The sequence below is a fragment of the Mycolicibacterium sp. XJ1819 genome, assembly GCF_053483675.1.
Genome location: NZ_JBEFST010000062.1, coordinates 1 through 349 on the forward strand (window position 1 = coordinate 1; position 349 = coordinate 349).

1 protein-coding gene is annotated in these 349 nt (G+C 63.9%); it reads left to right on the forward strand.

The window, feature by feature from the left end:
• Positions 1 to 17: 17 nt before the first annotated feature.
• Positions 18 to 349 (forward strand): DUF222 domain-containing protein (locus ABQE89_RS26310; protein WP_448422183.1); only part of this gene is annotated, 332 nt, incomplete at its 3' end.

A 349-nucleotide genomic window follows, 5' to 3' on the forward strand; every position in this document is an offset into this window, starting at 1 on the left:
GTTTTGTCGGTGCTCGAATGTATGTTCGAGTTATGTCGGGGAGCGAGGTGCAGGCGGCGATCGCGGGATTGCGCGCCGCCTTCGATCAGGTGGCGGGCTGTGATCTGTCGCTGTTGACTCGCCCTGATCTGCTGGCCGCTCTCGACGAGTGTGAAACGTTGACCTGTCAGCTGCCGACCCTGACATATCGGTTGTTGGCGCGGCTGCAGTGTGAGGCCACCCCCCAACAGTTGGGGGCGCACTCGTGGAAAGAAGCCCTACGCGTGCGCTACCGCATCTCGACCAGTGAGGCCAACCGGCGGGTGACCGAAGCGGCGTTGTTGGCGCCACGCCAAACCGTCAGCGGCCC